Consider the following 25819-nt stretch of genomic DNA (forward strand, 5'->3'; position numbering starts at 1 on the left):
CCTCAGTCTGCCGCGACCCGCGCCGCGAACAGCTGACGCACCCCCGGCTCGGCCCGCAGCAGCCCCAGCGCCAACTCCGCGTGCCCCGGCACGTACCCGTTGCCCACCAGCATCGTCACGTCCGCCGCCAACCCCTCCGCGCCCAACGCCGCCGCCGAGAAGCTCGTCGCCATCGAGAAGAAGATCACGGTGCCGCCGTCCGCGGTGGCCAGCACCGCCCCATGCTCACACCCCGGCACATCCACACAGACGACCGTCACATCCGCCGGCACACCCAGCGCGGTCGTCACCGCCGTCGACAACCCCACCGGGTCGCGCGCGTCAGCCAACGCCACCACCGACGCCAGCCCGGCGGCCGTCAGCGCGTCGCGCTCCGCCGCCACCGGCACCACACCGACGGTACGCGCGGCACCCGCCCGCCGCGCCGCGGCAAGAGACAACGACCCGCTCTTACCGGCCCCACCGATCACCGCGACCCGCACCGGCGTCGGATCACCGCTACGCCGACGCTCCTCGACGTAGCCCGACACCACCCGGGCGGTCAGCGCGGGCGCCCCGCACACGTCCAGCACCGCGAGGGACAACTGCGGATCCTCGTCGTCGGGCAACACCGCCGCGATGGACCGCGCGAACAGGATCGCCCACCCGTCACACGGCACCTGCTCACTGCGCCCGTCCCAACGGGCCAACCCGTCGGTGATCACCAGCGGCGTCAACGTCAACGACACCAGGGTGGCGACCCGCTCCCCCGCCTTGAGCCCCAGCGGAGAACGCCGACCGGCCTCCTCGACCGTGCCGATCAGCATCCCACCCGACCCGGTCACCGGGTTCTGCATCTTCCCCCGCGTCGTGATGATCTCCAGCACCTCGGCGCGGACCGCGTCACCGTTCCCGCCGTGCTTCTCCGACAACTGCCGGAAGCTCGCCGCGTCCAGGTTGAGCCGCTGCACCCGGATCCGCACCTCGTTCGGCGCGATCGCCGGCGACGCGTCCAAGCGCCAAGCCGCCTGCGGCAGCACCCCCGCCGGTTGCACGACGCGGTGCAGTCCCACCGGTGACGTCACGCCAACCTCCCCTGTCCAGCCGTTTGAAGCCCCGGTCAAGGCTCGCGTAACGGGAAAACTTACGGCAGACTAATTTCTTTGCCGGATATTTTCCAGTAGCCTTCGGGCTTCGATGATCAGCCGCAACACCGAGGAGGGGCCGTGACCCACACCATCCCGCACCCCCGTCACGCCCCGGTCGCCGCACCGACCGCCGGGCAGCCCTACGAATACCACCGCCGCCCCCTGGTCGAACCCGACTGGACCCGCTTCCCCGGCTGGCGCCACGTCACCCGAGACCAGTGGGAATCCGCCCAGTGGCAGCGCGTCAACTGCGTCAAGAACACCAAGCAGCTCCGCGCCGTCCTCGGCGACCTGATCGACGACACCTTCTACGCCGACCTCGAGGCCGACCAGAAGGCCCTGGCCACCATGTCCATGCTGGTGCCACCCCAGATGATCAACACGATGGTGCCGTTCGCGACCCCCACCACCGAGGCGCTGCTCGCCGACCCCATCCGCCGCTACATGATCCCGGTCGCCTCCGACCGACGCACCGACTGGCCCTCACACCCCTACGCCAGCCGCGACAGCCTCCACGAGCACGACATGTGGGTCGCCGAAGGCCTCACCCACCGCTACCCCACCAAGGTCCTCGCCGAACTGCTGTCCACCTGCCCCCAGTACTGCGGGCACTGCACCCGCATGGACCTCGTCGGCAACTCCACCCCCACCGTCGACAAACTCAAACTCACCCTCAAGCCCGTCGACCGCTACGACGCCCACATCGCCTACCTCAAAGCCCACCCCGGCGTACGCGACGTCGTCGTCTCCGGCGGCGACGTCGCCAACGTCCCCTGGCGCAACCTCGAGTCGTACCTCATGCGCCTGCTGGAACTGGAGACGGTCCGCGACATCCGGCTCGCCACCAAGGCCCTCATGGGCCTGCCCCAACACTGGCTGCAGCCCGACGTCGTCGAAGGCCTGGAGCGGGTGGCCCGCACCGCCGCCCGCCGCGGCGTCAACCTCGCCATCCACACCCACGTCAACCACGCCCAGTCCCTCACCCCACTGGTCGCCAAGGCCGCCCAGACCGCCCTCGACGTCGGCGTCCGCGACGTCCGCAACCAGGGCGTCCTCATGCGCGGCGTCAACGCCACCACCCCGGAACTGCTCGACCTCTGCTTCGCCCTGCAAGGTGAGGCCGGGATCCTGCCGTACTACTTCTACATGTGCGACATGATCCCCAACGCCGAACACTGGCGCGTCCCGGTCTGGCACGCCCAGCAACTCCAGCACGACATCATGGGCTACCTCCCCGGCTACGCCACCCCCCGCATCGTCTGCGACGTCCCCTTCGTCGGTAAGCGCTGGGTGCACATGCTCACCGACTACGACCGTGAGCGCGGCATCTCCTACTGGACGAAGAACTACCGCACGTCCATCGAATCGGCCGACCTGGAGGCGCTCAACAAGCGCTACGCCTACTACGACCCGATCGACACCCTCCCCGCCGACGGCCAGCAGTGGTGGGCCGACCACCGCGACGACTGACCCTCCACACAGAACACCCCCGGGAGCTCGCTCCCGGGGGTGTCGGGTATCCGGGAACCCTCAGCCGGCCAGCACCTCCGACAACGGCGCCGGCACCAACCCCCGCTCCCGCAACCCCGCCAGGATGTGCGGCAACGCCTCATCGGTCATCGCCGCGTTCGCCTCGGTCACATGCATGATCACCACCGACCCCGGGCGGACGTGGTCCAACACCGCCCGCACCAACGGCTTCCACGCCGTCGCGAACGGATCGCCGCTGACCACGTCCCCGTCAACGACCGTCACACCCAACGGGGCCAGGGCGTCCAGCGCCGCCGCATCGTGGCAGAGCCCCGGAAACCGGAAGTACCGGGTCTGCCGACCCCCGTACGGCTCGATCACCTCGAACGTTCGCGCCACATCGCCGGCCAACTTGTCGACCGACAGCCGCGGCAGGTCGTAACAACCGGCGGTGAACGCCGCGTGCCCGTAGGTGTGGTTGGCCAACTCGAAGCGCGGATTGCCGGCGATCCGCCGGGTCACGTCCGGATACCGCTGCACCCACTTGCCAGTCAGGAAGAACGTCGCCGGCACCTGCTCCCGCTCCAGCAGGTCCAGGATGCGCAGGTTGGCGTACGACCGCACCCGGCCGGTGCGAAGGCTGGCCAACATCCCGTTGGTCATGTCCGCGTCGAAGGTCAACGCCACCTTGGCACCAGTGCGCGGGCCATGATCCACCACCGGGGCCCTGCTCCCGATCGGCGTCGCGCCCGGCGTCGTGGCAACCGCCGGCGGCGACGAGACGGCGGCCGACGGTACCGCCGGAGAAACACGCGTCGACGGCACCGCCGAAGAGGCGACCGCCGACGGCGCACCGGTAGGGGTCGACGAGGCCGACGACCCGACGAAGACCGGCCGGTCCGGCGGCGGCACCCGAGACGCCGTACACGCGGCCCCGCCGACAACGGTCACTGCCGCGAGTACGCCACACCACAACGGACGAAGTCGAGCGCGAATCACGCCGCCGATCATCCCAAACGCGAGCCACCCTCACTGCCCCGCACGCCCCCCGCCTGCCGCACGAACAACACCCAGTAACCGCAGCACGACGGGTCCCCGGACGGCATCGACGCCCGGGGACCCGCGGACCGCTCAGGTCACTTCGTGAAGGAGTCCTTCATGTTGCGACCGGCGTCCTTGACGTTCTGACCGGCCTGCTTGGCGCGCGCGTCGCTCTCCTGGCTGGCGCCCTCGCCACGCATCCGCTCGTTGTCGGTCATGTCGCCGACGCGCTCCCTCGCGGCGCCGGCCATCTGCTCAACCTTGTTCTTGGCCTTCTCGGTGAAGCTCATCGCGCCTCCTCGGTCTGGCGGTTGTCGAGGCTCACTTGCCCGGTCTCCCGGTGCTGAAACCGGCGGTGCCGGTTGGCACACCCGCTAAGGCGTCCTAGGAAGATAGGTTGAGGGAGGACGGCCTGTCGGCCCAGGCGACGATGGTTAACTGACCGCATGGGAGAGCTCCTGCTGATCCGGCACGGCGAGACCACCTGGAGCGCCAGCCTGCGGCACACCTCGTACACGGACCTGGAGCTGACCCCCGACGGCGAGCGACAGGCCCGCACCCTGGCCGCGTTCCTGGCCGGCCGGCGCTTCGTCAGCGTGCTGGCCAGTCCCCGCTCCCGGGCGCTGCGCACCGCGCAGCTGGCCGGGCTCACCGTCGACGCCGTCGACGAGAACCTCAGCGAATGGAACTACGGCGAGTACGAGGGCCGCACCACCGTCGACATCCACGACGACGATCCGCACTGGAACATCTGGACCGACGGCTGCCCCGGCGGGGAGTCCCCCGCGCAGGTCGGCGAACGGCTCGACCGGGTGCTGACACGCGTCACCCCGCTGCTCGACCGTGGCACCGTCGCGCTGGTCGGGCACGCGCACAGCCTGCGGGTGCTCGGTGCCCGCTGGATCGGCCTGCCCCCGTCCGCCGGTGGGCGGCTACGCCTGGACACCGCCACGGTCAGCGCGCTCGGCCACGAACACGGCCGGCAGGTCATCCTGCGGTGGAACCAGCCGGCTCCTCCGGCGCCCGGGACCGCGACCGACTCGGTGCCGCAGCGCTGATCTTCGGCGGCCGGTTCTCGTACGGCGTGGACAACACCACTGTCGTGCGGGTCGTGACGTTCGCCGAGGTGCGAATGTCCTGCAGCACCCGCTCCAGGTCGGTGGGGCTGGCCACCCGCACCAGCAGCATGTAGAAGTCCTCCCCCGCCACCGAGTAGCAGGAGTCGATCTCCGGCAGGTGGGCCAGCCGCTCCGGGGCGTCGTCCGGCTGCGACGGGTCGAAGGGCCGGATCGCCACGAAGGCGGTCAGCGGCAGGTCCAGCGCCTCGAACGACACCCGGGCGGCGTACCCCTTGATCACCCCGCGCTGTTCCAGCCGGCGGACCCGCTGGTGCACGGCGGACACCGACAGCCCCACCCGCTCGGCCAGGTCGGTGTACGACAAACGGCCGTCGGCGGTCAGCGCGGCGACGATAGCGCGGTCGATCTCCTCCACGGCGTGCAACCTACCGGGAAAACCGCCGCACGGCGACGAGGTACCGGGGTGGCGGGCCGCGACGCACCCATCGCAGCCGCGCCACCACGCGCCGTCGTCAGCCCTTCGCGAGGGCCCGGGAGATCACCATCCGCTGGATCTGGTTGGTGCCCTCCACGATCTGCAACACCTTCGCCTCGCGCATGTACCGCTCCACCGGGTGGTCGGCCACGTAACCCGCGCCGCCGAGCACCTGCACCGCGTCGGTGGTCACCCGCATCGCCATGTCGGTGGCGAAGAGCTTCGCCTTGGCCGCCTCGATCGCGTACGGGCGGCCGGCGTCGCGCAGCCGGGCCGCCGCCAGGGTCAGCGCGCGGGCGGCGGAGATCTGGGTGGCCGCGTCGGCGAGGAGGAACCCCAACCCCTGGAAGTCGATGATGGAGCGGCCGAACTGCTGCCGCTCGCGGGCGTAGGAGACGGCGTAGTCCAGGGCGGCCTGGGCCAGCCCCACCGCGCACGCCGCGATGCCCAGCCGGCCGGAGTCCAGCGCGGACATCGCGATGGTGAAGCCCATCCCCTCGCCGCCGATCAGCCGGTCGGCCGGCACCCGCGCCTCGTCGAAGGCGATCTGCGCCACCGGGGACGCGCGCAACCCCATCGTCCGCTCGGCCGCCTGCGGGGTGATGCCGGCCGTGCCGGCGTCGGCGAGCAGGCAGGAGATCCCCTTCGGACCGGGCCCGCCGGTGCGGCAGAAGATGTTGTAGAAGTCGGCCGTCCGGGCGTGGGTGATCCACGCCTTGGTGCCGGAGACCAGGTACGCGTCCCCGTCACGGTCCGCCCGGGTGGTCAGCGCCGCCGCGTCCGAGCCACCCTGCGGCTCGGAGAGGCAGTATGCGCCCAGCAACTCGCCACCGAGCATGTCCGGCAGCAGCTTGCGCTGCTCGTCGCTGCCGAACGCCGCCACCGGATAGCAGGACAGGGTGTGCACGCTGACCGCCTCGGCGACCGCGAGCCAGCGGCTGGCCAGGATCTCCAGCACCTGCAGGTACACCTCGTACGGCTGGGCCGCGCCGCCGTACTCCTCGGGGTAGGGCAGGCCGAGCAGGCCGGCGCGGCCCAGCGTCCGCAGCACCTCGCGGGGGAACTCGGCGCGTTCCTCGAAGGCCGCGGCCTTCGGCGCGAGCTCGCCGTCGGCGAGCTCGGTGGCGAGACCCAGCAGGTCGTGGGCCTCGTCGGTGGGGAGGATCCGGTCGACAGTCATAGCGCGATGAGCTCCGTGGGGGTGGTGTTGAGCCGTTGCACGCCGTCCGTGGTGCAGACGACGATGTCCTCGATGCGGGCGCCGTGCCGCCCCGCCAGGTAGATGCCCGGTTCGATGGAGAACGCCATGCCGGCTTCGAGGGGTCTGTCGTTGCCGGCCACCAGGTACGGCTCCTCGTGCCCGTCGAGACCGATGCCGTGGCCGGTGCGGTGCAGGAACGCGGGGCCGTAACCGGCGGCGGTGATCGGCGCCCGGGCCGCGGCGTCGGCCGCCGCGCCGGTGATTCCGGGCCGCACCGCCTCGACGGCGGCGCGTTGGGCGTCGCGCAGCACCGCGTAGTAGTCGAGGAAGTCGGCCGGCGCCGGCCCACCCGCCAGGTAGGTGCGGGTGCAGTCCGAGCGGTAACCCGACGCCATCGTGCCGCCGATGTCGACCACCACCGGCTCGCCGACGCCGATCGGCCGGTCGGAGGTGCCGTGGTGCGGGCTGGCGCCGTTGGGGCCGGCCGCCACGATGACGAAGTCGACGGTGACGTGCCCGGCGGCGCGGATCGCTGCGGCGATGTCGGTGGCGACCTCGGCCTCGGTGCGGCCGGGGCGCAGCCACTCGCCCATCCGCAGGTGCACCTCGTCGATCGCCGCGCCGGCCTCGGCGAGCGCCGCGACCTCCGCCGGGGACTTGCGGATCCGCAGCTCGCGCAGCACCTCCCCGGCGAGGCGTTGGGCGGCGTCGGGCAGCGCTGCGCGCAGGCCGAGGACCTGCTCGGCCCACATCCGGTCGGCGAGCCCGACCGCCGCGACCGGGCCGTCGAGGGCGGCGACCACCAGGGGGTACGGGTCGGTCCCGTCGACGTGGTCGACGATGCGCACCCCGGTCGCCGGCGCGGGGGACGCCTCCGCGGCGGGGCGTTCCAACCTCGGCACGATCAGGGTCGGCTCGCCCTCGGCGGGCAGCACCAGGCAGGTCAGCCGCTCCCCCGCGTGGGCGTCGTATCCGGTCAGGTATCGCAGGTCGGAGCCGGGGGTGAGCAACAGGGCGTCCAGGCCGGCGGCGGCGGTGGCGCGCTGCGCGGCGATCAGGCGATCCGGCGGATACAGCTCGTCGATTCCCACCCCGTCAGCTTAACGGTCGTTTGGGCAAACCCCCTATTCGCACCGTCCCGCCGGAAATCCACAGATGTTGATTGACTCCGACAGTTAACACTCTTTAAGATTTGGCTGCCTCGAGGCCCACCCGTACCTGCGTCCCGCACCCCCCGCCCGCGACAACCCTGCGCGGGCGGGTGTCATCCCCCGCCCACGGGAAGGCCCCCGATGTCCTCACCACTGCGCCGCGCCCTCGCCGCCGGCACACTCGCGCTGGCCACAGCCGCCTCCACCCTCACCCTCGTCCCCACCGCCGCGCAGGCCGTGGTGCTGCCGAACAACTTCAAGAGCGTCGGCTACATGCCCTCCTGGGCCGGCAACATCAACACCATCCAGTACAACAAACTGACCCACATCAACTACGCGTTCGTGCTCCCCAACAGCAACGGCAGCCTGCAGGGGGTGGACGGCGGACGGCTCTCCTCGCTGGTCTCCCAGGCGCACGCCAACAACGTGAAGGTCTCCATCGCCGTCGGCGGCTGGAACGACGGCAACGACTCGGCCTTCGAGGCCCTCGCGGCCAACTCCGGCACCCGGACGACCTTCGTCAACAACCTGGTCAACCTCGTCAACCAGTACAACCTCGACGGCGTCGACATGGACTGGGAATACCCCGACCCGGGCACCTCGGCCAACAACTACACGGCGCTCATGACGCAGCTCGGCAGCGCGATGCGCAGTCGCGGCAAACTGCTCACCGCCGCCGTGGTCTCCGAGGGCCCCAGCGTCCAGGGCGTCCAGACGGCCGTGTTCAACCAGGTCGACTGGCTCAACATCATGGCGTACGACGGCGGCAGCCCGCACGCCAACTACGACTGGTCGATCAACAGCGTCAACCTGTGGAAAGCCCGCGGCCTGCCGGCCAGCAAGGCAGTCCTCGGTATCCCGTTCTACAGCCGCCCCGTGTACTACAACTACTCGTACCTGGTCGGACTCGACCCGGCGAACGCCAACCGGGACTGCGCCACCATCGGCGGCAGCCAGCAGTGCTGGAACGGCATCCCGACGGTCAAGCGCAAGACGCAGTGGGCGCTGGCCAACGCCGGCGGAGTGATGAACTGGGAGCTGAGCCAGGACATGTCCGGCTCGACCTCGCTGCTCAGCGCCATGTACGACACCATCATGGGCGGCACCACCCCGCCGCCCGCCGGTCGTACCGGTCGGATCACCGGCATCGGCGGCAAGTGCGTCGACGTGGCCTCGGCGAGCACCGCCAACGGCGCCGCCATCCAGCTCTGGACCTGCAACGGCACCAACGCGCAGACCTGGACCGTGGCCAGCGACAGCACGCTACGCGCCCTCGGCAAGTGCGCCGACATCACCAGCGGCGGCACCGCCAACGGCACGAAGGTCCAACTCTGGGACTGCAACGGCAGCGGCGCACAGGTCTGGCAGGCGCAGTCCAACGGCACGCTACGCAACCCGCAGTCGAACAAGTGCCTCGACGCCACCGACAACAGCTCCGCCGACGGCACCCGGTTGCAGATCTGGGACTGCTTCGCCGGCGCCAACCAGCGCTGGACGCTCCCGGCCTGACACCTCGCCCGCAGGCTCCCCGGTGGCGGGCCCGCAGGATGCTCGCATGGTCCCCGATCGACGCGAAGGCGTCAGTCGGGGGCCCCTGCGAGCTCACGGACCAGGGTGAGCATCTCCTGCACCGAGCCGGCCGGGTCGGTGACCGGGAACTGCACGGCTCGTACCACCGCCGTCGGGTCGACCAGCAGCGTCAGCCTCTTGAACCGGTTCACCCCGCCGGCGCGGAACACCGGCAGCAGCAGCCCCGCCCCCAGCCGGCCATCCTCATCGGACAGCAGCGGAAACGGCAGTTCGGCGTACGCGGCGAAGGCGGCGAGCTGGTCGGGTCGCTGGCTGCTGACGCCGTACACCCGCACACCGGCGGCCTGGAAGTCCGGGTGCCGCTTGGCGTAGGTGGTCGACTCCAGGGTGCACCCCCGGGCGCCCGGAATCTCCGCCCAGCCGAGCGGATAGCCGTGCGTCCCCGGCGCGTACGCCCCGGGGAACAGGTAGAGGACGGTCCACGTGTCCGTCGCGGCCACCGCGACCGGCTGCCCGTCGGCGGCGGGTAGGACGACCTCGGGGAGTCGCCGGCCCACCAGCTCGTGCGCACGGCGCGCCTCGGCCGAGCCGGCGTCGGCCGTCGCGGTCACGTCACCATCGCCCATGAGGTGCCTCGTCCCCCAGTCCTGCAACGCGATCAACACCGGCAACAGCCCCTCGCCCCTCGCCGTGAGCAGGTAGTCGTAGCGGGGTGGGTGTCGCGAATACGGCCTGCGCTCCAGCACACCGTGCTCGACCAGGGCGGCGAGGCGTTCGGTCAGCGCCCGCCGGCTCACGCCCAGCTCCCGCTGCAGCGCGTCGAAGCGGGTCGTCCCGCCGGCGACGTCGCGAACGATGAGGAAGGTCCACCAGTCCCCCAGCACGCCGAGCGCCTGCGCGATGCCGCAGTCCGCATCGGCAAGATCCTCTCGCCGCACCAGCCACCTCCATTCGCTCCGCCGCGACTATAGTCCGTTCCGGATTGGAACGCACCGCGACGACGATCGGAGCGCGGTCCACGCCCCGCGCGTCGGTTTTCCTCATCGAACGCCTCCCGGAGCCATAGCCTGGAAGCGGGGAGCCGCCCGGACTCCCCGACCGGGAGGACCGACATGGCAGCGAACCAGGCGAGCCGGGCGGCGACCCGCCGTCGCCGCCAACTGTGGGCCGGCGTCCTCGCACTCGTCGGTCTGGTCCTGCTGATCATCGCCGTCACCGTCGCCGACGGCGTCGCCGCCTGGGTCGAGGTGGTCGTCGCGATCCTGCTGCTGGTGACCAGCTACGTCGTGCAGCACCTGGCCCGCCGGGAGACCGTCTACCGGCCCGACGAGCGACGCTGACACCACCAGCGGCCGGGCGTACCCCAGATCGTCGGACGGCTGTGCCAGGCTGTCCGGCGTGGCACACCGACCCCCGATCCTGCTGATCGACGCAGCCAGCCTCTATTTCCGGGCCTACTTCGGCATTCCCGAGTCCGCCGCCAAGGCCGAGGACGGCACCCCGGTCAACGCGGTGCGTGGCTTCCTCGACATGCTCGCCACCCTGATCCGGGTGCGCGGCGCCGACCGGATGGTCTGCGCCCTGGACCACGACTGGCGCCCAGCCTGGCGGGTCGACCTGCTGCCGTCGTACAAGGCGCACCGGGTCGCACCGCAGGGCGGCGAGATCGTCCCGGACACCCTCTCCCCGCAGGTGCCGATGATCCTGGAGGTGCTGACCGCGGTGGGCATCACCGCGGTCGGCGCGACCGGCTACGAGGCGGACGACGTGCTCGGCACCCTCTCGGTGACCCAGCCGGGCCCGGTCGAGGTGGTCTCCGGCGACCGCGACCTGTTCCAACTCGTCGACGACGCCCGAGCGGTCCGGCTGCTCTACGTCGGGCGCGGCGTCGCCAAGCTCGACGACTGCGACGACGCCGCGGTGCGGGCCCGCTACGGCGTGCCCGCAGACCGGTACGCCGACTTCGCCGCGCTGCGCGGCGACCCGAGTGACGGGTTGCCCGGGGTGGCCGGCGTCGGCGAGAAGACCGCCGCCCGGCTGATCGAGCGCTACGGCAGCATCGCCGGCATCCTGGCCGCGCTCGACGACTCCGACTCGTCCTTCGCACCGGGCCTGCGCGCCAAACTGGTCGCGGCGCGCGACTATCTCGCCGTCGCGCCGACAGTGGTCCGGGTGGCCCTGGACGTCCCCCTGCCGGAGCTGCCCACCGCGCTGCCGACCGCGCCGGCCGACCCGGACCGGCTGCTCGAGCTCGCCCAACGATGGAACCTGGCCGGCTCGGCCCGCCGTCTGGTCGACGCCCTCGCCGCCCCCCGTGGCGACGGGGCGCCGTCGACCTCCCGGCAAGCGGGATAGCCCCGACCTGGGAAAACCCGAGTCGATCAACCCGGTTGGGGGACGAGCGGGCGAACGCGGAATCCCGCGCTCCCCCGCTCGTTACCGTCGGTAGCGGTGGACCGGACCGGTCCGTCGAGTCGATCGGTTCCGCAGGAGTATCCCGTGCACCTCGCCGCGCCGGAGCCCGGATCGCCACGGGCCAGCGGTCCCCCGGTGCGCGACCCGGAGGGCACGCGCCGGGTCACCCTGCTCGAACTCTTCTTCGACCTGGTGTACGTGGTCGCGCTGGCGCTCATCTCGCGGGGAATGGTCAACCAGCTCGACTGGCACCGGGCCGCCCAGGCACTGATCATGCTGGCCGCCGTCTGGTGGACCTGGGCGATCACCACGCTGGTCACCGACCTCTACAACCCGGAACGCACCGAGATCAAACTGCTGATCAGCGCCGTGATGTTCGGCGCGCTGCTGATGACCACGGCGATCCCGGAGGCGTTCAACGCCCGGGGGCTCGTGTTCGCGGGCACGTACGTGGCGATCCACCTCGGGCGTGGGCTGTTCCTGATGCCAGCGGTACGCCGCGAACCGCAGACCCAGCGTCGGGCGGCCCGCATCTTCGTCTGGTTCACGGTGTCGGCGGTCCCGTGGCTCATCGGCGCGTTCGTCAGCGGGGACGCCCGGATCGTGTGCTGGGCCATCGCACTCGCCATCGACTACCTCGGCTTCCGGCTCGCGTACCCGGTGCCGGGGCTCGGCGTGGTGCCCGAGAAACAGCGCAACGTCACCGCGGAGCATCTCTCCGAGCGCTACCAGCAGTTCTTCATCATCGCGCTCGGCGACGCCATCCTGACGATCGGCACCATGTTCAGCATGGAGCACAACGAGGCCGAGAACATCGGGGCCTTCGCGGTGGCATTCCTGACCACGCTGCTGCTCTGGCGGATCTACGTGCACAAGTCCGGCGAGCTGCTGCCGACCGCCATCCAGGCGGCCCGGTCACCCAGTAAGTTCCTGTTCACCGCGCCGTACACCCACCTGTTGATGATTGCCGGCGTGGTCACCACCGCGTCCGGGTTCCACCTGGTGCTGCACGAACCGACCGGGCGGACCCCACCGGCCTGGCTGGCGGTGATCCTCGGCGGCCCGGCGCTGTTCCTGACCGGCCGGGCCTCGTTCGAGTACGAGGTGTTCAGCCGGGTGTCGTGGTCCCGACCCGGTGGGGTGCTGGCGCTGCTGACCATCGCCCCCGGCGTGCTGTACCTGCCGCCGGTCTTCGCCTCGCTCGGCGGGCTGCTGGTGCTGGCCGGCGTGGCCTACGCGGACTTCCGGCGTAGCCACGGCAAGCCACCGGAGGCCCCGGCACCGCCGCACTGAACCAACCCCCCACCGGCCGGTCACAACTGGCACCGCTCACACCAACGCCCCGGCGTACCCCCGCACCCGCAACCGTTGCCCGGCGGTGTCCGCCAGGCGCACCTGCAGGCCCAGCGGCGCGGCGGCGCGGCGCACGTCGTCCAGGTGCAGCGATCCGTGCCTGTCGACGGTGAGCACCGGTGGTTCTTCGAGGTCACCCTCCGGTGCGTGGAACGAGAGCAGGGTGACCGAGGTGGTGAGGTAACCGGGGTACGCGGCGCGGGCGGCGGCCTCGTCCCGGTGGACGAGCACCACCAGATCGTCGAGGTGGGCGAAATCCGCGGCGAGGGCTCCCGCCTTCCAGTGCGCCGGCTCCTCCGCCGCGCCGGTCAGATGCCGGGACCGGTTCGCCGAGGTGATGTAGAGGTGATCCGTTCCGGTCTCGGCGAGCGCCCGCTCGAAGAGCGCATTGGACGGGCAGGTGAGGCCCGGTGCGATCACCTGGGTGGTCCGCATCGCCTGGTCGACCTGGGTGAGGTGGTCGGGGAGCCGGTCGGCCGCCGGGCCCCGGAAGCCGAACGGCCCGGCCCCGTAGAGGGCGTCCATCAGCGCGCGCACCCGACCGACCGGCAGTCGGGGCGAGATCCGCGTCCAGTCGAACATCCCCGGGATCCGACCGACCGCGGTGGTGATGCTGCCGACCTGGTGGACCGGTCGGCCCTTGGCCAGGTTGACCCGACGCACCGTGGCCGCGTCGGGGCGCGCGACGATGACGTAGAAGTTGGCGAACGCCGCCGCGACGATCGCGCCGCCAGCCAGCGCGCGGGCAGCGACCGCGACGTCCTCGGGGCGGTCGATGTACAGGGGCGGTGTCGGGGCGTCCATTGAGTCCTCCTCGGCGGGGCCGTGAGGCAGTTCTACGTCCACTCGACCGGATGAAGGCGAGGTCGGTCGCCGATCCGATAGCCGACAGGCGCTACCCGGTGCGGGCGGCGGATGCCCGGGCGGTACGCAACGGCGGACGGCATCGGCCGGATGGAGGATCCGCCGGGAGGCGGGCGTAGCACGCAACCGTTAGCCGCGCGACCCGATTGGGTACAACGGCTGCACCTCAGATCCACCACATACCTCAGGAGGCAGCGATGCGCGGCACCTCGATTCTCGGAGTCATCGTCGTGATCTGGTTGGTGATCGGCGCGATCGCCGCCGGTCAGCGCGGCTACTACAGCGGTGACGACACCAACTGCGCCGAGGCCGGCACCATCCTGGTCACGATCGTGGCCGGGCCACTGAACTACATCGGCGCCAACCCGAAGGTCGACTGCAAGCTGCCGGAGCCTTCCAAGTAGGACAGACGCCTGTCGGCCCGTGCTCCCAAATCCGGGAGCACGGGCCGACGCGTTTCGGGGCGGGGGTCGATGACGTGGGTGGCCCGGTTCGGGCTGCCGTAGCGCGGACGGGTCACATCCCGTAGGGCATCCTAGGAGGCTGGTTTGCAGGCGGTCTCTTCGGCCGCGTGGCGGCCAATGGGCGGTCAGCGACTGACCAGGGCAGGCGCAGGCGAGCCGCCCCGACTGGTCATCGGGGCGGCTCGCCCGCGCGCTCGGGATGGGTGCGCGGGTCGACGTTCAGCGGAAACAGTGCGCGATCGGCACCTGGCTGCCCTCACAGTTGGTCGGCTCGTTCTCGACGACCACGCTCTCATCGTCGATCTTGACCTGGGCGTGCATGCCGAAGACACCGCCGGGCTTCAGCGTCGACGCGTTGTGGGTGACCTTGCTGGTGTAGATCGCCACCGAGCCCGCGCTGGCGTAGATGCCGCCGCCCTGCGACGCCGCGCCGACGGCCTCGTTCCGGGTCACGTCACTGCCTCGCACCAGCAGGTTCGCTTTCTCGGCGTAGATGCCGGCGCCGAAGCCGTGAGTGGTGTTGCCCTCGACCACGCTGTCGTCGAGCGGCGTCAGGCCCTTCACCGTCGAGATGCCGCCGCCGTTGACCGTGGACGTGTTGCCGCGGATGGTCATCGTGCGCATCACCAGCACCGCGTCGGAGTTGGCGGCCCCGCCGCCGACCTGCGCGGTGTTGTTCAGCAGCTCGGTGTCGGAGACCTTCGTCCGGGCCGAGAAGCTGGCCAGCCCACCACCCTGAGCGGCGCTGTTCTGGGTGAAGGAGACGCTCTCCACGTCGGCGGCGCCCCGGTAGTTGCCGAGCCCGCCGCCGTACCCGTTGGCACTGTTGCGGTGGAACTCGGAGCGCTTGAGCGTCAGCACGCCGCCGTTGAGCAGGCCCCCGCCCTTGCCCGCGGCGCCGGATGCGCTGTTGCCGACGAACGTCGAGTCGGTGACCACCATGTTGCCGTCGTTGAAGATGCCGCCACCGCCGCCCTCGGGCGACAGCGACGTGCTCTGCGAGACGGTGACTCGTTCCACCACGGCGGTGGCGCCGTGCACCACGTGCACGCTGCCGCCCTCGATCGCCGAACGGCCGTTGTGCAGTTCCATGTCCCGCAGGGTCAACTCGCCGCCGTCGCGGACGGTGAAGAAGCGGAACGGGGCGGCCTGGGCGGCCCGGGCGATGGTGGCGCCCGCGCCGTCGATCGTGATGGCCTGGTAGATCACCGGCAGGCCGGCGGTGTCGTCGGCCGGGTTGTGCGGCGGTGCCTCGGCGTCACCGGGGGTCTCCGCGGCGTCGGCGGCCTCCCGGGCGTCACGGATCCCGCCGTCGTACTGGTCGGTCTCGTGGAACGCCTCGCTGAGGGTGTAGCGGCACTTGGGCGCGAGCCGGAGTTCGCCGCCGCCCTCCGCGTTGGCCGCGACCAGCGCCGCCACCAGCTTCGCGGCGTCGCACGGCACCGACACCACTCCTCGCTTGCCGGTGCCCGGGGTGGTGGGACGGGCCCGTTCGGCGCCGTCCTCGCCCTGCTGCGACGTCTGCCGGTCGCCGTCGCGGCGATCGTCGTCGGCCGTCGGGGTGAGGCGGGCCAGACCTGGGAGGGTGAGGGCGCGGTCGGCGGCGGCAGCCGCGCCGGCCGCTCCCACGACCAGGCTCCCCGCCAGTAAACCGCTGGCTATGAACCATCGGGACCGCCGTCTGGGCCGGGTCGCGCGGTCTCCCTCTCGGTACGTGGACATCAACGGTGCCTACCTTCCTGCCTACCTGACGTGACCGCGCTGATTCGGGCGCGGAGGGCTCGACGTGCTCGTCGACCACCAAACGTCACGATAGGTCCGCAATACGGACAGGAAGGTGTGAACGTGAATAGTCCCCTCTTTCATCTTCAAAGCTGTCAGACCGGCATCGATGTCACCCGCCGACGTGGATACCGGGCCGGCGCAGCGGGTCCCGTTCGGCCCGGCGGATGATCTCCCGCACCACCGGCGGGGTGTCCCCCCGACCCAGGATGAGGTAGCGCGCCAGGTGCGCGATGGGGCTCCCCTCCGACCACTCGAAATGCGCGTGCGGCCGGACCCCGGTGACGTCCCGCAGGGCCAACAGGATCGCGGCGATCGCGTTGGGCGCGGCCGGACTGTTGGTCCGCAGCACCCGGAAGCCGCCCACCTCGATCCCGTGGACGCGCAGCACCTGACTGAAGTCCGACGGGTCGACCACGTCGATCTCCAGAAACAGCACGTCCGCGGCCCCGGGCACCGGATTCATCCCGCGCTGCGCCCGCTCCTTGAGCGTGTACTCCTTCACCGAGCCCTTCTGCCGCTTGTTCGCGATCAGGTGCAGCTGCCCGTCGTGCGCCAGAGACTCGGTGATGAACCGACGGGCCGGCTCGTCGAACTCGATCCGCTCGGCCCGCAGCTCGGTGGTCCGGGTGACCCGGGACACCAACGAGACCACGATGATGCCGAGGATGAACAGCGCGGAGATCGTGATCCCGTCCGGCTGTTCGATGACGTTCTCCAGCAGCGCGTAGAGCAGCACCAGGGTCAGCACGGTGAAGCCGATCGCGGAGGCACGCCGGTGGCGACGGGCCGCGGCGATCGTCACCGCCACCGCCCCGGAGACCATCATCGCCAGGATCCCGGTGGCGTACGCGCCGGCCTGGGCGTTGACGTCGGCGCGGAAGGCGATCGTGATGCCGACGCTGACGACGGTGTAGACGATCACCACGGGGCGCACCGCCCGCGCCCACTCCGGCGCCATGCCGTACGACGGCAGGTAGCGCGGCACGATGTTGATCAACCCGGCCATCGCGGAGGCGCCGGCGAACCAGAGGATGAGCACACTGCTCACGTCGTAGACGCTGCCGAACTCCTCACCCAGGTAGGTGTGCGCCAGGAAGGCCAGCGCCCGCCCGTTCGCGCCGCCGCCCGGCCGGAACTCCTCCGCCGGAATGAGCGCCGTGGTCACGAAGGTCGTCGAGATCAGGTACACCGACATGATCAACGCGGCGGTGGTGAGCAGCCGACGCGTGTTGCGGATCCGGGCGGCGAGCCGGGCCTGCTTGTCCGGACCGTCGGCCGCGACCAGGGGCATCATGCTGACCCCGGTCTCGAAGCCGGACAGCCCCAGCACCAGCAGCGGGAACGCCAACACGGCGGTGAGCAGCACATGCCCCGGTCCGCCGCCGCTCGTGGTGACCGCGGCCGTCCAGTTCGACACGATGCCCGGGTCCTCGACGATCCGGGCCAGCGCGACCACGACGATCACCGCGTTGAGCACCAGGAAGACCGCGACCAGCGGGATGGCCACGACCACCGCCTCACGGAATCCGAGCAGGAACACCCCGCCGAGGACGAGGAGCAGCACCACCGTGACCACGACCGGCACCAGGGACCCGTGCACCGTGTCCGGCAGGTAAGGGTTCTGCAACAGGTGCACGGTGGCGTCGGCCGAGGAGAGGGTGATCGTGATGAGCCAGGAGGTGGCCACGAAGCCGAGCAGCACGAGGACGAAGATCTTGCCCCGCCAGAACGGCAGCAACCGCTCCAACATCGCCACCGAACCCTGCCCGTGCGGGCTCTCCTGGGCCACCCGCCGGTACATCGGCAGCATGCCGAACAGGGTGAGCACGACGATCAACAGAGTCGCCAGCGGGGAGAGCGCACCAGCCGCCACCGCCGCGATGCCCGGCAGGTACGACAGCGTGGAGAAGTAGTCCACACCGGTCAGGCACATCACCTGCCACCAGGCGTGCCGACGGTTCTGCCCCTCGGTCGCCTCGGGGCCCGGCGGCTGCACCTGGTGCTGGAAGAGCCACCGGCGCAGCGGACTGGCCGGCGGCGCCGAGCGCGCCGGCGTGGGCACCCGTTCGGGCACCACCACCCCCGGCCGGCCGCCCCGATGCGGGCGGGCCGGATCGCGGGCCGCCCGCAGCGCCGGGTCCGGCCCGGTGGGCGTGTGCCGGCGCCCGCTCCAGCGTCGTGGTTTCGCCCGGTGCTCGTCACCCATCGCCAGTCCCACCCTCACAGGTCCTGATCCGACGGTAGGCGGTCCCCCCGCCCCCGATCGGCGGAACCAGGCACCTGTACGGCCTGCTCAGGACAGGTCCGCGACGGCGAGCAGCCGGGCCAACGCGGGTGGGTCGGCGACAGTCACCGTGGCCGCCGGGTGCCGGGGCCGTCCCCCGGGCAGCAGCGCCGGCACCGGTACGCGGAAGCGCAGACAGATCCCGCCGACCGCGCTGCTGCCGAAGGTCGCACCACCGTCGGCCAGCGACAGGTGCGGGCCGATCGCCCGCCACCAGCGGTACGGCCCGCTCAGCTCGACGGCGACGACGTTGTCCCGGGCGGTCCGCAGCCGCCACGGCCCGTACCGGATCGTCAGGTCCCGTTCGGTGACGGCGACCCAGGCCGTCGCCGGTCGGACCCCCAGCAGCGCCAGCACCGGGCGGAACACCGGATCGAAGCGGAACGGAAATCGGGCCGGGACGCCGGTCATCGGGTGCCGGGCCGAGCGGTGGGTCGCGACACCGGGCCACCCGGCCGCAGAGGGCCGGGCCGCGCGGGCCGGGGGCGGGCGGCGGGCCGACGCCGGGCCAGGACGGTCATGGCGCGGGCGTACCCGATCCGAGCCCGTCGACACCCCCGGATCCGCACGCCGTCGCCGTGCCCCCCGTTCGGCGCTCCCCCACCGCCGGCCGACACCCCCCGGGCCGGCCGACGGTGGCAGACGGTCGACACCCCCCGGGCCGACCGGCTGTCCCCTGCGTGACCGACCCGACCTCGGGCGGCCTCGCGGGGTGGAACTGGTGGGACGCGCCCCCGCGCTCCGCCGCCCCCACTGGGCGGAGCGCGGGGACCCCCCGTCCCGGCTACTGCAGGAACGCCCCGAGGGGCGAGAGCAGCAGCCGGCCGAGCGCCGCGGCGTTGTCGTCCAACCGTGTGCGCTCACACTCGCGGGCGTCCGGGTCGTGCCGGCACCGCCAGATCTTCTGCGCGTTACGCCAGGCGACATCGCGCGTGTACTGGACCAGTTCCCCCTGGTACCAGTCGTCGATGTCACCGTTGAGCATGTCGATGAGCAACTGCCACCGCTCCAAGTAGCCACGGCGCAGGCCGGGGATCTTGTCCGCGAAGATGTTGTTGATCTCGAGGTAGTCGTGGTGCTGGTCGCTGCCGTCGACCGGCTCCGACTCCAGGTGGTCGAACGTGGTCACCAGTGCGAACGGCAGGTCGAAGTTGATGTGCGCGTTCACCCCGGCCGCCGCCGAGGGCAGCGGGCGGGCATCCGGCCCCCGCATCCGCTCGAAGAGGCACGACCACGCCTTCGGGGTGCCGGGGCTGGAGTCGGTCCACAACCGCATCGCGTCGAAATACCGGGCGGCGAACTCGACGTCGAGCCGGGAAAGGAAGGCCGGGTCGATGAAGCGGTCGTCGTACAACCCGTCCAGCACACTGCTGGTGATGGTCAGGTAGAGCTTGTTGAAGTCAGCCAGGGGGCAACTGGCCTCCAACGGTGGCAGCCGCACCAGCAGGTCCTGGAGCTTGGTCAGGTGATCGACCACGGCCGGCACGTCAGCGGGGTGGTCGGCCAGCAGGTCGACGATGTCCCGGTGCACGGGCCCCCAGACCGGTTCGATCATTTCTCCTCCATCGTGGTCGGCGGCATCCCCCGTGCCGTCGTCGACGCGGCCCAGCCTCTCAGCCGACACCGGCCCGCCGGATCAGTAGAACGACGTATCCCGGCGCGCACACGCGCCGGGATACGTCGGAGTGGTCAGTCAGCCCCGTTGGTTGCGCAACTGGATCGCGCTGGCCTGCACCCGGGTCCGGACCTGGAGCTTGTCGAAGATGTGCGACACGTGCACACCGATGGTCCGCTCGCTGATGAACAGACGCTGCCCGATCTCCTTGTTGGTCAACCCCTCCGCGACCAGGGCGAGCACTTCCCGTTCCCGTGCGGTGAGCGCCGTCAACTCGTCGTCGGACGCCTCGGTCGGCGCGCTGCGCGTACCGGTGGTGGCGTCGTGCTCGTCCAGCGACACCCGGGCCCGCCCGGCCAGCTCGCGGATCTCCGAGGTCAACGGCACCGCGCCCAAACCCTGCGCGACCTGGTACGCCTCCCGCAGGAGCTTGCCGGCGGTGGCCACCCGGCTGCGGCGGGCCAGCAGCGCCTCGGCCTGCCGCAGCCGTGAGTAGGCCGCCGGATACGGGTGGTTGCGTCGATCCCACTCGGTGGCCGACACGGCCCACAGCTCCGGGTCGCTGCCGTCGAGGCGGCTCACCTCTGCGGCGCACAGGGCCAGGAAGCCCTCCACCACCGAGCGCACCGGCCGGGCGGCCCCGGCGCTCTTGCGGGCCATCCGCTCGGCCACGTCGCGCAGCCGGCGTACCGCCGTCGGGTCGACCTCCACGCTGCGGCTGGCGTGCGCCTCCGCCTCCGCCCGCAGGCCGTGCCAGACCAACGCGGAGAGGATCATCACGTCGTCGGAGCGGCTCTCGGTGAGGCCACGCTGCACCGCCTGCCGGGCCACGTCGTGTCGGCCTTCCCACATGGCCAGCCCGGAGCGCAGGGTGAGCAGCGGAATGACGTGTCGCGCCCCGCCTCCGGCGAGCAGGGTCGCCACCGCGTCGAGGTCCCGACCGGCCGCCTCGATGTCGCCGTAGCCCACCGAGAGTCGGCACCGGGCCAGCAGCAACTCCACGGCGTCCGCACCGGACGGTCGGTGCCGCAGGGCCGCGGCCACCACCTTCTCCGCCTCGGCCCACTGGCCCACCCGGAACAGCCCGTTGATGGCGATGGCCAGCAGCCGGGTGCCCCAGGTGCGGCCCAGCCCCAGCTCGGCGACCCGCTCGGCACCCCGACGGGCCACCACCACGCCCTCTTCCAGGACGTTCAGTGGCCCGGTCAGCAGCTCCGCCAGGTGCAGGTACGCGCAGGCGACGTCCTCCGGCTGACCGGCACGCTCGGCGGTGTCGAGGGCGTCGCGCATGACCGCCAGACCGGCGTCCGGGTCTTCCAGGAAGGCGTCGCTGTAGCCCAGCGCCGAACTGGCCAGCACCACCTCGGTGGCCGAGCCCTCCACGTTCTCGGCCAACGCCAGCGCCTCGCGGGCCCGCTCGCCGGCGTCGGCGTACCGACCCAGGTGCAGCAGCAGCTCGGCCAGTCGGGCGGCGGCGCTGGCCCGGTCCCGCGGAGAGCAGTCTTCGGCCTTCAGCGCCCGCTGGTACTCCTCCTCGGCCAACGCGGAGCGACCGGCGGCGGCCAGGTAACGGGCGCGACGGATGTGCAGCTCGCAGCTCGGCTCGCCACCCCGCAGCGCGACCAGCTCCTCCAGCAGCGCCAACGCGCGGGCGTGCTCCCCACAGTGGTGGGCCGCCTCGGCGGCGTTCTCGAGCAACTCGACCCGGTCCACGCTCAGCGGGCCCGGCCCGGCGGCCAACTGCAACGCCGCCGACCAGTGCCGGTGCGCCTCGGCGTAACCGTGCAGCCGCTCGGCCTCCTGAGCGGCGGCAACCGTCGCCGGCAGGGCGCGCGCCGGTTCGCCGGCCAGCCGCCAGTGGTGCGCCAGCCGGGCCTGGTGCAGCTCGGCCGGGGCCGTGGTCAGCGCCTCGGCGTAGCGGCGGTGCAACCCGGAGCGTTCGGCCGGCAGCAGCTCGTGCGCCAGCACCTCGGCGACGAGGCGGTGCCGCAGCCGGTAGCCGTCGTCGGCGCCGACCAACAGCCGGTGCGCCACCGCGGCCCGCGCCGCGGCGATCAGCTCGTCCTCCGGCATCCGCAGCACCTCGGCCAGCAGCCAGTGCTGCACCGGCTCGACGCCGGCGGCCACCGCGTGCACCACGGCGTGCGCGTGCTGGGGCAGCGCGTCGACCCGGTCGAGGAAGACCTCCCGCAGCGTCTCGGACAGGCCGTCGCGGCCATCGCGCAGGTCGCGGGCCAGCTCCTCGATGACGAACGGGTTGCCGCCGCTGCGCTGCCACATTTGCTCGGCCGCCTCGGCGCCCAGCGGCCGGCCGACCACCGCCGCGGCGAGCGTCTCGCTGTCGGCCCGACCCAGCGGCGCCAGGTCGAGCACCCGCACCGTCCGGAGCCGACGCAGCTCGGTGAGCACCCGGCGCAGCGGGTGCGCGCCCTGCAACGACTCGGCACGCACCGCGGCCAGCACCGACAGCTGAAGATCACCCAGGCCGGCGAGCAGGTAGAGCAGGAGCTGCCGGGTGCTGCGGTCGACCCACTGGAGGTCGTCCAGGATCAGCACCAGCGGGCGACCCTCGGCGATCAGGTGCAGGCCCCGGGAGACCCGCTCCAGCAGCGCGCCCGCGCCGTCCGGGCCGGCGGTCTCGTCGGCGAACATCTGCAGCAGCCCCCGCACCGCCGAGGAGGTGCGGGCGTGCGAGGTGGACACCTCGGTGTCGAACCGGCGCAGCGCCTGCAACAGCGGGTGCAGCGGCGAGGCGTCGCCGATGTCCAGACAGCTGCCGGTGAGCACCACGGCGCCGCGCTCCCGCAGGTGGTCGCCGATCTCACCCAACAGCCGGGTCTTTCCCACACCGCTCTCGCCGGTCAGGAAGACCGCTGCGGTCTGCCCGTGCGCGGCGTCACCGAGCAACGCGGACCGAACCGTCTGCACCAGCTCGGCCCGGCCCACGAGCGGTGCGGTGTCCACATCGCTGGCCATGCCACGCAGCCTAATCACAGGGCCCCACACCGTTCTACGGCTGTCTACCGCTTGTGGTACTCCTCGCGTCGACTTTGCGACTAAAGGTTGCGGGTGGCCGACATACGTCGTTCGGCAGATCCCCCGTCGGCCCAGGAATGCCAATCTCCGGAGGTGATCAGGCAACAGCGGGGAGAAAGGCCGGTGCGACACCCATGACCACCAGCATCATCGTCGGTACGCAGCGGGCCGTCACCCCGCTCTGGCCCGTGCCGCAGGAGAGGCGTGTCGTCACCGTCCTCTTCGCGGACATCGTCGGCTCCACGGCCCTGGTGAACCGGCTCGACCCGGAGGACGTCCGCGCGTTGCAGCAGGCGTACTTCGACACCGTCGCCGGTGTGCTGCACCGCTGGCAGGGGGTGGTGGAGAAGTACATCGGCGACGCCGTGATGGCCCTCTTCGGCGCTCGACACTCCGACGGCTTCGACGCGTACCGGGCGGTGCGTGCCGGGCTCGAGATCCAGGCCGCGCTGGACCGTCGTCCCATGCTCGACGACATCAGGCTGCGCGTCCGCGTCGGTGTCGCCACCGGCGAGGTCGTGGTCGACCTGGGCGACGCCGTCACCGGCGGGCACGGCGTCGCCAGCGGCGCGGTGATCACCACCGCCGCCCGCCTGCAGGAGTACGCCGCACCGGGCGGCGTCGCGCTCTGCGCGGCCACCGCCCGCGCCACCGCCGGCCTGATCACCCAGCGTCAGCTGACGCCGGTGCCGGTCGCCGGTCGGGTGCCGCCGGTGCCGCTCTGGCACGCCGTCGGTCCGGTACGCCCCGGCGCCGACCGGCACGACGGCCCGTTGATCGGTCGACGCCGCGAGCTGGCCACCATCCGCGACCAGTTGAGCTGGGCCATTCGGGACCGGACACCACGCTGGATCTCGCTGGTCGGCCCCACCGGCAGTGGCCGCAGCCGGCTGCTGCACGAGCTGACCCGGGGGCTGACCACGGTGGACGGAACGTCGGTCCGCTGGTGCGTGGCGGCGTGCCAGCCGTACCCCGATCAGGTGTTGGCGCCGGTCGCGCACCTGCTTCGCGACCTCGCCGGGATCCGGCACAGCGACGGCCCGGCGGCGGTGCACGACCGGCTCGTCGCCACCCTGACGCCGCTGTTCCCGCCGACCAGGGTGGCCACCGCCGTCCCGGCGCTGCAGCGGATGTTGACCACCCCGGACGGCTCAGCCGCCGCCCTCGCCGGCGCGGCGATCTGCCGGGAGGTCCTGTTGCGCCTGGCCGCCCACCGGCCGCTGATCGTGGCCGTCGACGACCTGGACCGGGCCGCGCCGGCGGTGAGCCGGTTCCTGCACGCGCTGTTCAGCGCGGCCACCGAGCGCGGGCTGCCGCTGGCCCTGCTCACCGTGCACCAGCCGCAGTGGGCCGACACCCGGCCCGGCCCGGCCCGACGGGTGACGATCGGCCCGCTGGCGACGGTGCAGTCCGGGCGGCTGCTGCGCCACCTGCTCACTCGGGCCGGGCAGCCGGTGGCCCTGGTCGACCGACTGTTGCCGCTGGTGGGAGGCCGCCCCGGGCACGCGGCGGCGTACGTCGCGTCGCTGATGGACGGTGCCGATGCGACGGCACTTCCGCTGCCCGAGGCGCTTCGCCGGGCCGTCGGCGCGGAACTGGACCACCTCGACGGTGAGCGGCGGGCGGTGCTGATGGCCGCCGCCACCCTCGGTGGCCTGGTCTCCGGCGCGGCCGTGGACCGGGCGCTCGGCTGGACGCCCGGCCGGTCCGCACCCGCACTGCGCGGTCTGGTCGCCGCCGGGCTGCTGCTTCCCCACCGCGTCGACGGGTACGCGTTCGCCGCGCCCGCGCTGCGCCAGGTCGCCGTCGAGCGGTTGCCCCGCGCCCTGCGGGCCCTCTTCCAACGCCGGGCCGCCGACGTGCCGCACCTCGACGCCGTCTCCGCGGCGCTGGCCCCGGCATCGCCGGGTGACGCCACCGGCCCGACCGCGCTGAGGCGAGGCAGGCCCACCTCGACGATGACCCCCCGTCCCGCCGCGTCGGGTCCCGACGTCAACCGTACGGCGGGCCCACGCCAGCTCCGCGCCGTCGCCTCGGCGGGCGACGTATTGCCGAGGCCGGCCACAGCCGCGTCCCGACCTCGGCGCAGTGCGGGCGGTGACCCATTCCGGGACGTCGGACGGCCCGCGGCGTCGATCCGCCCCAGGCCGGCGAGTTCGGCTGGGCGGTGGACACTCGCCGACGCCGGCACTCCACCGGGCATGGTGCGGGCAGCACCCCGCCCACCGTTGATCCGCCCACTGGACGGCCTGCCCGCCTCCGCCTGACTCCGATGATCACTTGATGCCCGGCAGCCAGACCGGCCCCACGCCGACTGGTCGGCAGGGCAGGTCAGGACGGTCGCCCGCCGAACTGCCAGTTGTGCACCTCGATGTCGGCATACCGGTCGGCCGTCAGGATGGCGCGCGCCGCGTCCGGGTTCGGCGCCCGGAGCAGCGCGGCGGTGCCGAGCCAGGTGACGCCGTCGTCGGCCAGCAGAGGTCCGTACGCGATCAGCTCGTCCGGGTCGGGTGGCACGGCCAAGTCGGCGGCCTGCCCGGCGCCGAGGCCGAGCACCAGATAACGGTTGCCGCCGGTCCGACCGCCAGGGAAGTCCCACATGGTGCGGCCCAGCATGTTGTGCCACCGGCGCAGCAGCACGTCCCGGTACACGCCGGCCTGGTAGTTCGGCTCCTCGAAGGCGAAGGTTCGCGCGGCGGCCGGGTCGGGCACGTCGACGATGTGCACGCTGCCGGTGGGCGTGTCGCCGACGAAGGTCGGGCCACGGGCGATCATTCCCGTCGCGTACCGGTCCATGTAGGACCAGTGCTCGGGCAACAACTCGTCGCGCAACACCGCCGAGCCGGGCCGGTCACTGTGGTAACAGAGAAAGTCCACGCCGCATTCTCGCCGGGTGCCCCGCATCGAAGGCGGGCCGGGTGCCGCCCTG

Annotated in this window: 22 protein-coding genes; 8 read left to right on the top strand and 14 right to left on the bottom strand. The window is 72.0% G+C overall.

Features of this window, described 5'->3' with window-relative positions; translation table 11 throughout:
* Nucleotides 1-2: 2 nt before the first annotated feature.
* The gene (locus V6U86_RS10080; RefSeq protein WP_334501628.1) at nt 3-1052 is read right to left on the bottom strand and encodes a zinc-binding alcohol dehydrogenase; all 1050 of its coding nucleotides are present in this window, start codon (nt 1050-1052) and stop codon (nt 3-5) included.
* A gap of 153 nt (nt 1053-1205) precedes the next feature.
* On the opposite strand from V6U86_RS10080, the gene V6U86_RS10085 reads away from it, so the two are divergent.
* Nucleotides 1206-2597: a KamA family radical SAM protein gene (locus V6U86_RS10085; protein ID WP_334501148.1), complete on the top strand. Its 1392-nt coding sequence runs from the start codon at nt 1206-1208 to the stop codon at nt 2595-2597.
* 60 nt (nt 2598-2657) lie between these two features.
* Here V6U86_RS10085 and V6U86_RS10090 read toward each other — a convergent pair whose 3' ends face one another.
* Both V6U86_RS10090 and V6U86_RS10095 read right to left on the bottom strand, forming a co-directional pair.
* On the bottom strand, nt 2658-3317 hold the full coding sequence (locus V6U86_RS10090) for a polysaccharide deacetylase family protein (protein ID WP_334501151.1): 660 nt from the start codon (nt 3315-3317) through the stop codon (nt 2658-2660).
* Nucleotides 3318-3733: 416 nt separating this feature from the next.
* Nucleotides 3734-3928, bottom strand: coding sequence for a CsbD family protein (locus V6U86_RS10095; protein WP_124856785.1), 195 nt, complete (start codon nt 3926-3928; stop codon nt 3734-3736).
* Between the two features lie 156 nt (nt 3929-4084).
* Here V6U86_RS10095 and V6U86_RS10100 point away from each other — a divergent pair, with 156 nt between their 5' ends.
* Nucleotides 4085-4696, top strand: a complete 612-nt coding sequence (locus tag V6U86_RS10100; RefSeq protein WP_334501158.1) for a histidine phosphatase family protein — start codon at nt 4085-4087, stop codon at nt 4694-4696.
* Here the strand turns inward: V6U86_RS10100 and V6U86_RS10105 are convergent.
* The 3 genes from V6U86_RS10105 to V6U86_RS10115 form a co-directional block, all read right to left on the bottom strand.
* Nucleotides 4626-5132, bottom strand: coding sequence for an Lrp/AsnC family transcriptional regulator (locus V6U86_RS10105; RefSeq protein ID WP_334501160.1), 507 nt, complete (start codon nt 5130-5132; stop codon nt 4626-4628). The two genes, V6U86_RS10100 and V6U86_RS10105, sit on opposite strands and share 71 nt — an antisense overlap.
* Before the next feature lie 97 nt (nt 5133-5229).
* On the bottom strand, nt 5230-6372 hold the full coding sequence (locus V6U86_RS10110) for an acyl-CoA dehydrogenase family protein (protein ID WP_334501162.1): 1143 nt from the start codon (nt 6370-6372) through the stop codon (nt 5230-5232).
* Nucleotides 6369-7484 carry a M24 family metallopeptidase gene (locus V6U86_RS10115; protein ID WP_334501165.1) on the bottom strand — a complete coding sequence of 372 codons (1116 nt, stop codon included), beginning with the start codon at nt 7482-7484 and terminating at the stop codon, nt 6369-6371. The genes V6U86_RS10110 and V6U86_RS10115 overlap by 4 nt, the downstream gene beginning before the upstream one ends.
* A 201-nt stretch (nt 7485-7685) precedes the next feature.
* Between V6U86_RS10115 and V6U86_RS10120 the strand changes: the two genes are divergently transcribed.
* Nucleotides 7686-9053 carry a glycosyl hydrolase family 18 protein gene (locus V6U86_RS10120; RefSeq protein WP_334501167.1) on the top strand — a complete coding sequence of 456 codons (1368 nt, stop codon included), beginning with the start codon at nt 7686-7688 and terminating at the stop codon, nt 9051-9053.
* A gap of 71 nt (nt 9054-9124) precedes the next feature.
* On the opposite strand, the gene V6U86_RS10125 is transcribed toward V6U86_RS10120, so the two are convergent.
* A complete protein-coding gene (locus V6U86_RS10125; protein ID WP_334501169.1) occupies nt 9125-10012 on the bottom strand; it encodes a winged helix-turn-helix transcriptional regulator in 888 nt (295 codons plus the stop codon).
* Nucleotides 10013-10186: 174 nt separating this feature from the next.
* Here V6U86_RS10125 and V6U86_RS10130 point away from each other — a divergent pair, with 174 nt between their 5' ends.
* The 3 genes from V6U86_RS10130 (at nt 10187) to V6U86_RS10140 (ending at nt 12782) form a co-directional block, all read left to right on the top strand.
* Nucleotides 10187-10414, top strand: coding sequence for a hypothetical protein (locus V6U86_RS10130; protein ID WP_334501171.1), 228 nt, complete (start codon nt 10187-10189; stop codon nt 10412-10414).
* Between the two features lie 58 nt (nt 10415-10472).
* Nucleotides 10473-11429 (top strand): 5'-3' exonuclease, encoded by a 957-nt coding sequence (locus V6U86_RS10135; protein WP_334501172.1) that lies wholly within the window; start codon nt 10473-10475, stop codon nt 11427-11429.
* Nucleotides 11430-11525: 96 nt separating this feature from the next.
* Nucleotides 11526-12782, top strand: a complete 1257-nt coding sequence (locus V6U86_RS10140; RefSeq protein ID WP_334501175.1) for a low temperature requirement protein A — start codon at nt 11526-11528, stop codon at nt 12780-12782.
* Between the two features lie 36 nt (nt 12783-12818).
* Here the strand turns inward: V6U86_RS10140 and V6U86_RS10145 are convergent, their stop codons facing one another.
* Nucleotides 12819-13646, bottom strand: a complete 828-nt coding sequence (locus V6U86_RS10145) for a hypothetical protein (RefSeq protein WP_334501177.1) — start codon at nt 13644-13646, stop codon at nt 12819-12821.
* A gap of 257 nt (nt 13647-13903) precedes the next feature.
* Here V6U86_RS10145 and V6U86_RS10150 point away from each other — a divergent pair, with 257 nt between their 5' ends.
* The gene (locus V6U86_RS10150; RefSeq protein ID WP_030327576.1) at nt 13904-14110 is read left to right on the top strand and encodes a hypothetical protein; all 207 of its coding nucleotides are present in this window, start codon (nt 13904-13906) and stop codon (nt 14108-14110) included.
* Nucleotides 14111-14389: 279 nt separating this feature from the next.
* On the opposite strand, the gene V6U86_RS10155 is transcribed toward V6U86_RS10150, so the two are convergent.
* The 5 genes from V6U86_RS10155 to V6U86_RS10175 form a co-directional block, all read right to left on the bottom strand.
* A complete protein-coding gene (locus V6U86_RS10155) occupies nt 14390-15892 on the bottom strand; it encodes a hypothetical protein (RefSeq protein ID WP_334501182.1) in 1503 nt (500 codons plus the stop codon).
* Between the two features lie 172 nt (nt 15893-16064).
* Nucleotides 16065-18161: an amino acid transporter gene (locus V6U86_RS10160; protein WP_334501184.1), complete on the bottom strand. Its 2097-nt coding sequence runs from the start codon at nt 18159-18161 to the stop codon at nt 16065-16067.
* A gap of 87 nt (nt 18162-18248) precedes the next feature.
* A complete protein-coding gene (locus tag V6U86_RS10165) occupies nt 18249-18650 on the bottom strand; it encodes a hypothetical protein (RefSeq protein WP_334501186.1) in 402 nt (133 codons plus the stop codon).
* 373 nt (nt 18651-19023) lie between these two features.
* The gene (locus tag V6U86_RS10170) at nt 19024-19794 is read right to left on the bottom strand and encodes a DUF5995 family protein (protein ID WP_334501188.1); all 771 of its coding nucleotides are present in this window, start codon (nt 19792-19794) and stop codon (nt 19024-19026) included.
* 138 nt (nt 19795-19932) lie between these two features.
* Complete coding sequence (locus V6U86_RS10175) at nt 19933-22830, bottom strand: helix-turn-helix transcriptional regulator (RefSeq protein WP_334501190.1); 2898 nt, start codon at nt 22828-22830, stop codon at nt 19933-19935.
* 194 nt (nt 22831-23024) lie between these two features.
* Here V6U86_RS10175 and V6U86_RS10180 point away from each other — a divergent pair, with 194 nt between their 5' ends.
* Nucleotides 23025-25157 (top strand): AAA family ATPase, encoded by a 2133-nt coding sequence (locus tag V6U86_RS10180; RefSeq protein ID WP_334501193.1) that lies wholly within the window; start codon nt 23025-23027, stop codon nt 25155-25157.
* A 64-nt stretch (nt 25158-25221) separates the two neighbouring features.
* Here the strand turns inward: V6U86_RS10180 and V6U86_RS10185 are convergent, their stop codons facing one another.
* Nucleotides 25222-25767, bottom strand: a complete 546-nt coding sequence (locus V6U86_RS10185) for a YciI family protein (RefSeq protein WP_334501195.1) — start codon at nt 25765-25767, stop codon at nt 25222-25224.
* Nucleotides 25768-25819: the final 52 nt, after the last annotated feature.

It is taken from the genome of Micromonospora sp. CPCC 205558, from assembly GCF_036902955.1.
Taxonomy (GTDB): Bacteria; Actinomycetota; Actinomycetes; order Mycobacteriales; family Micromonosporaceae; genus Micromonospora.